At 37.1% G+C, this 6,913-nt stretch carries 4 protein-coding genes and 1 pseudogene; 4 read left to right on the top strand and 1 reads right to left on the bottom strand.

What is annotated here, in order from left to right:
- Nucleotides 1-109: 109 nt before the first annotated feature.
- The 3 genes and pseudogenes from D7V32_RS14245 to D7V32_RS14235 all read left to right on the top strand — a co-directional run.
- Nucleotides 110-591: pseudogene (locus tag D7V32_RS14245) on the top strand (helix-turn-helix domain-containing protein); the annotation flags it as partial.
- A 216-nt stretch (nucleotides 592-807) separates the two neighbouring features.
- The gene (locus D7V32_RS14240; protein WP_120403503.1) at nucleotides 808-1,668 is read left to right on the top strand and encodes a phytanoyl-CoA dioxygenase family protein; all 861 of its coding nucleotides are present in this window, start codon (nucleotides 808-810) and stop codon (nucleotides 1,666-1,668) included.
- Nucleotides 1,661-2,278, top strand: coding sequence for a TetR/AcrR family transcriptional regulator (locus tag D7V32_RS14235; RefSeq protein WP_171407678.1), 618 nt, complete (start codon nucleotides 1,661-1,663; stop codon nucleotides 2,276-2,278). The genes D7V32_RS14240 and D7V32_RS14235 overlap by 8 nt, the downstream gene beginning before the upstream one ends.
- A 242-nt stretch (nucleotides 2,279-2,520) precedes the next feature.
- On the opposite strand, the gene D7V32_RS17380 is transcribed toward D7V32_RS14235, so the two are convergent.
- Nucleotides 2,521-5,184 carry an ankyrin repeat domain-containing protein gene (locus D7V32_RS17380; RefSeq protein ID WP_171407677.1) on the bottom strand — a complete coding sequence of 888 codons (2,664 nt, stop codon included), beginning with the start codon at nucleotides 5,182-5,184 and terminating at the stop codon, nucleotides 2,521-2,523.
- 307 nt (nucleotides 5,185-5,491) lie between these two features.
- Here D7V32_RS17380 and D7V32_RS14225 point away from each other — a divergent pair, with 307 nt between their 5' ends.
- Nucleotides 5,492-6,910 carry an amidase gene (locus D7V32_RS14225; RefSeq protein WP_120403501.1) on the top strand — a complete coding sequence of 473 codons (1,419 nt, stop codon included), beginning with the start codon at nucleotides 5,492-5,494 and terminating at the stop codon, nucleotides 6,908-6,910.
- The last annotated feature ends 3 nt before the right edge of the window (nucleotides 6,911-6,913 follow it).

Below are 6,913 nucleotides of genomic sequence, written 5' to 3'. Positions count from 1 at the left end.
TCTGTAATCCCAAAATAGAAATGTCCGGTTTCTCCAAAGTAAAAATGTCCGCTTTTAGAATATGTATTTTTGCAATTTCATTAGCGGACGGTTTGATATGTTGGTGTCTATGTCGGATAAAGAACTTAAACGCTTGTCGGTCTTGCAGGAAATCTGTGATCAACGCATAACTCAATCCCAAGCTGCTCAGCTACTCCATATTTCAGAACGTCAGATCAGACACTTACTGCAGAAATATAAAGCTCAAGGCCCAGCTGCATTAGCTCATTCCAGTCGTGGCCAAACCAGCAACTCCAGGCTTCCTGAAGAAATCAGGCTCAAGTGCCTCAATTTTGTCGCTGAGCAATTTTATGGTTTTAAATCTACTTGAGCATATGAAAAGCTCACCACCGTTCATGAATTTGATATTTTAGTGGAAACATTGCGTTCCTGAATGACGGCCAATAAGCTTTGGATTCTGCGATCTAAACATTCATATCAAAATGCTATAACTGTTTCGGTAAGCCGATCTAGATTGATGGCCTATATCATGATCGGTTTAAAGGCCAAACTATCGAATGCTGCTCGCTGGTATTTATCAATGATGGGACATAAAAACCATAGTATGCATATAAATTAAAAATACTATTTCATATTTTTAATATCAGTAAGCCATTGCTTTAAAAGTGTTTTTTATTAAAAATACAAAACAGATGTCAATGTCCCCTAACCATAAAAATAAGGGTTTATATCAACAACAGCATTATCTATTTGTATTTTAATTCAAATTGAATTAAATTCAATTCAAAATAAAAAGGAATTTCTAGAATGACAAAAGTCGTTAAAAGCCTCAATGAATTAAGCCAAGACTTAGCTGGTCGTCACATGTGGACAAAAAGTACAGGGACTGAAGATATAGATCCTGCGGTGATTGACAATGATCTGAAACACTTATTAAAAGATGGTTATGTCATTATTCAAGATCTTTTAACACATGAAGAACTTCAAACGATAAAAGAAAATATAAATCCCCTGTTGAACCATACTGGGCGAAATACATTTGAGGGCATTAAAACTCAGCGCGTATACAATGTTCTCGCTAAAACAAGAGTTGCTGACAAAATGGCACAGCATCCACGTGTCTTAGCCATACTCGATCGCATTTTATTGCAAAATTATTTGTTATCACAAATGCAAGTGATCAAAATTTTACCTGGTGAAAATGCACAATTGCTGCATACTGATGATGGACAATATACTGTGCCCAGGCCAAGAAAAGCAATTGGCGCAGCTACAGTTTGGGCGATTGATGACTTCACAGCAAGTAATGGTGCAACTTCAGTCGTTCCAGGCAGTCATCTTTGGGATGGTGAAAGAATACCGCTGGAAAGCGAGACAATCCCTTGCGTAATGCCAGCAGGTTCTGCCGTCGTATTTCTTGGCACCTTATGGCATGGCGGCGGGGCAAATTATTCGGATTCAGCACGTTTAGGTTTTACTTGCCAATATTGTGAACCACGGCTGCGTCAACAAGAAAACTTCATGATGGAAGTTCCATTGGAAACAGCAAAGGAACTGTCAGAAGATTTATTACGCATGATGGGATATAGTATTTTCCCGCCATTTTTTGGAATGGTTAATGGGATGCATCCTAAAAGATTACTGGAACATAAAAAAACTGATGAATAAGCCTAAGAAAAGCAGAGTTAGAGATGCTTCAATAAGCACGTTAGCCCTCATCACTGCAGCAAACGAGGTGATGATTGAAGGCAATGGCCATATTGAAATGGCTGAAGTTGCTCGCCGCGCTGAAGTTTCAATTGGTTTAGCCTACCATTACTTTGGTTCCAAAGCTGGTCTCATCGCTGCGGTTGTTGAGGCTTTTTACGATAAACTTGATGCTGACGTTTTATTTTCAGCATCAAGTGAGTCTGACTGGCTTAAACGTGAATGGGAACGAACTTTAAGTCTTGCAGTCTTTTATCAAAACAATCCCCTTTCAGCCGTCATCCTCGGTTCATTACGAAGAGAGTCTATTGTTGTTGAGATTGAGCAAGCCCGAATAGCGGCACAGGTCGAAGAAGGAACACGCAATTTTCAAAAAGGTCAACGGCAAGGTGTTATCCGTCAAGATATAGCCGCACATGATCTTGCGTCTTTTGTTTTAGGTGGGGTACGGGAACTTATGCGATCAGCGCTCCAACGGCCACAAGATCAACGTCCTACAGCAGAAGATATTGCAAAATCTGCATGGAAATTAATTGTTCCATGTATTTCACAGGAATACACACTAAGTTAAGAAGCTTCAATCGCTATGGAAAATATACTAGCCAAACCCAATCTGATCGCTATCCAGTGATTTTCGGGGAGAAGTAGCTATGCTGCACATTCTGCTGAATCATGATACCCATTTTTTAGTCCAAGTTTTTTCATAATGGGATACATATAAATTTCGTATTTTAGAAAATATTTACCCGTGTGATTCATAGAGATCGTTTCAATTTAGCCCTGTACATGAAGTTGTACAGAGCTATTTTACAATTAGTTGTTCATGGATAAAGATTGCTCTAAAACAGCAAGAATTTTTTCTAATTCTTGCTGAGTTCCACATGAGTATCCATTCCTTCTACTTTGTTGCTCTAACATCTGTCGTGCTTCAGGATTTTCTATCAGGTATTCAACCAATTCTAACGGTGTTAATCCAGTATGATCTTTTTCCCAAAGTTGTTCCGACACTAATTCTACTAACTTTTTGACAGCATAAATATTTCCAGACCAACAGGCAGTATGTAACGGTAATCTACCATCTACTGTTGCCACATTCCAATCAGAAGACTCAATACAAAAGGCATCAAAAATTTTGGGAGTCCGAATTTTACAGGCTGTATGTAATGCCGTCATACCTTGATAATTTTGAATATTCGCATCGGCACCAACTAATAACATTTGTTCAACTAACATCGTTTCACGAGCTTCGACAGCCAACATTAATGGTGTTTGACCTTTTAGATCTACAATATTCAGTTGTTTTGGATATTTTTCAAAAATATCTTTTAAAAGGGTTTCCCAAACTTCTAATATCTTCGTATCCATCACTTTTTGAGCTTTAAGAAATAGTTTCAACATCAGCATGAGCATTGAGTTACCTTCAACGTCAGGCAGATTAGATTTAAACAAAGTTTTATTAGAGTTTAGCCAATCCTTCAATCCTGCTAAATTATTTTGTTCTAGCAAAGGAAAAAGTTTATCCAAAGCCGGTTTTACAAGAGTTTGACTGAGCGGTTGTTGAGGCTTGATTCCAGGATACGGTTTATAAAGATCTTCCCAGAAATAAGAGTATGCCCAACGTGCTACTTCCTCTATAGAAGGAATTTGATCACTTTCTATCATTCCACCACTAAGCATCTCACGATAATATTTTTCGTGATTGTTTGTGATAAGTTTTTGATTCGCCACTGCTACGGCTAAACAATCTCGTGCAATTTCTCCAGTCATTAGGCCATAACTGCCTTTAAAACTATCTTCCAAGGCATCTCTGAAATATTCTGATGCCTCCGCAAAATTATTTTGTGCCAATAAGTGTTTAGCTTTGTACTGCAAAATGGCAAACTTCCATAAATCATATCCTTCGCTTTTTTCTGCTTCAGTAATTAAAGCATCAACCTTATTTTTGCAATCTTTAGGTCTGTTTTTACTTTCACCATTTAAATAGTAAGCAAGCTCTGGAATAACCACTAGAATTTTCTCTATCGGTGTATTAGCCAATTCTCTCATACGCTTAGCGGCCATTTCTTTCAGACAAATATGGAGCTCTGGTGACTGAGCTATGTCACTTACTACCCAATAATTCTGCTCATTTTGTAATGCTCTCCATGGTGAGCTCCTTTGCATACGAGATTTTAACTCTTGAATTTTAGTTTGTTCTTCATCAAAGTTATAGCGTTTGCGTATAGTACGTTCAAATACTTCAACACATGACTCCTGAGCATGACCAATTACATCATCAAGTACATTACTGACATTAGTACGGAAGCTGTAGCTTAGATATGCAGCTAGTTCGTCAATACCTGTTTCTTTAGCAGAGGGTAAAATTGAAAGAAATAAGCTTTGTTTATCCGATTCAGGTAAATGGGCCTCAAACCATATATCTTCTGCAAATTCACCTTTATCTCTACAATTTCTCCATGCCTCGATAGTGAGGTTATAAACAACTTTATATAAAGCGAATAATTGTAGAACTTTATTTTGTTGGGGATCGATACAATACTTATCTACGTCAGGACACAGAGACTTGACTAATCGGTGATAGATATCTTGCACTACACTAGCAAAAACAAGTCGTTGGCGAATAAGGTCTATTGAAGGTGCCGAATAGCGATCTAATAAACATTCAATTAATCTAATCTTTTCATCTTCATTTACATTCCCCTGTAAAATATCGGTAAGGAGTTCCTCAGATAATGGGATTTCAAATTTAAGCTTTTGAGCATTTAGTTCCTTTTTGTTAATAAAAGCCAATGCTTTGTTAAATTTTTCATCAAGATTAAGAGTTTTATCTAAGATAAAAGCACCTTCAAAATCTAAACTTAACCCATCTGGGAAATATTCATAAATAGTGCTGTAACGAATAGTATTTGCACCATTTTTCCAGTTATAAAGAGAACGCCGTAAATTTTGAATGTCTATGTTTAGGCTATGGTTGGCAACACTGTCTACCTCTGTTCCTAGTAGATCTGTTAACCAGTCAATGACTTGTGGCACGGGTAGAATTAGTTTTTTATTACCATCACTTTCAACCACCTCAGGTAAATACCAGAAACGGCCACCTGACATCCCTTTATCAAAAGGAGACTCTATTGCTTGGAATGCTGAAAATCGTGCCAAACCAGGTACTAAGAAATGCGATAAAAGCATCCAGTTAATCTGTTTTTGGTTAGCATTAAATGTCCAAGTTTTAAGCTCGAGACCTTTATAGGCATTTGCAATATTGGTTAATGATTGCCAAGTGGCATCAAAAGACTCAGGGCGAACATTAAGTTTTTCAAAAATAGATAAAATAATTTTTTTCATCATATCAGATTGCTTACTGATACTGATTTTCCCAGTGGCAAATTTGTTCTTTTGAACTGTCGAATATGAGGTATTGCCACCAAGACTTTGATGGATTTCTAAAAGTACTGATTCAATTTTTGGTAAAGTGCCCATGCTTTATACAACCGTGATGAAATTTTCAGATATCTTATATATTTATCTACAAAATGACGATGAAAAATGATGTCCCCCCCTAGCAATCTCTTAATCATTTAGCACATCATTTACCATATAAATGTATATACCATTTATATTTCTCCTTCTGCCTCTATACAATACAAGCTGAAAATAGTCATTAGATGAAATCCAGTCCTTTACTCCATTGCCTATTTATCAAGCTATTTATATAATCATTTTGACAATACGTTATTTCAAAGTCAAAAAAACTGATTAAAAGTGTTAAAAAAATTAAGGACTTATAATGCAAGAAGCAGCCGCCAAACGTGTACATGGTTTTACAAATGATGTTTTAGAAACTTTTGATGCTGTAAAAATTTCGCAACTTATTAAAAATAAAGATATTTCAGTCAAAGAAGTTACAGAAGCAGCTATTTTACGTGCGCAGAAAGTAAATCCAGCTTTAAATGCAATTCAAATAGAAAACTTTGATGAAGCGCTGAATTTTGCTCAAGAAAATAGCCGAGGCATTTTTCAAGGAATCCCTTTTTTTCTTAAAGATAATACAGATGTTATTGGCTTTCCGACACATCATGGTTCACAAGCTATTCATACACCTAATATCACTCAAAATCCAAAAATCACGCAGCAGATACTTGATCAGGGCTTTAACCTATTAGGCAAAAGTAAAATGCCTGAATTTGGTTTAAATGCCACAACTGAATATAAAGATGGTTCCGCGACCGCAAATCCATGGCATACAGATTTTTCTTGCGGCGCGTCTTCAGGAGGATCGGCTGCATTAGTTGCATCTGGCGTTGTGCCTATTGCACATGCAAATGATGGCGGCGGCTCCATCCGTATTCCAGCTGCATGTTCAGGCTTAATTGGATTAAAACCGAGCCGAGGCAGAACTTATGATAGTGATGCTGCGAGCAAGCTGCCAATCAATATTATTTCTGAAGGCGTGCTGACCCGCAGTGTACGTGATACTGCGCATTTTTTTGCTGGTATGGAGCGCAGTTTTTATAATACAAAACTGCCGCAAATAGGTCTTGTGGAACATCCTATACAGCGAAAGTTAAGAATTGGATTCGTTACAGCATCCATTACGGGCACTGTTGATGCAGAAACGTCTGATGCCTTAAATAAAACGGCAAAATTGCTTGAAAATTTAGGTCACCATGTTGAACACTTTAGACTGCCTATAATGTCTTCATTCGTAGATGATTTTAGCCATTACTGGGGATTTTTATCCTTTTTGCTGCAAAGCTTTGGCAAACCATTATTTGGGTCAAGTTTTGATGCTTCTGAATTGGATCATTTGACTGTTGGTTTAGCCAAGCTTTATAAAAACAATTTTTATAAAACCCCGTTATTTATGTATCGGTTAAACAAAATACAGCAGCAATATCAACAAATTTTTCAGCAATATGATGTACTGCTTTCCCCAGTTTTAGCGCATACCACACCAAAACTTGGCTATATTTCACCGCAATTGCCATTTGATGAGCTATTTAACCGTATACAAAATTATGTCACTTTTACGCCAATTCAAAATATTGCTGGCGCTCCAGCAATTTCATTGCCTATGGCAACTGCTAAGGAATTTGGCTTGCCTATTGGCATGCAATTTTCAGCTAAAATTGGTGATGAGAGAACACTATTAGAACTGGCTGTTGCTATAGAAGAAGCACAGCCGTGGGCGAAAATATATCAATAAATA

The organism is Acinetobacter tianfuensis (assembly GCF_003611465.1).
GTDB classification, from domain to species: domain Bacteria; phylum Pseudomonadota; class Gammaproteobacteria; order Pseudomonadales; family Moraxellaceae; genus Acinetobacter; species Acinetobacter tianfuensis.
This window is presented reverse-complemented; position numbering and strand designations above follow the sequence as displayed.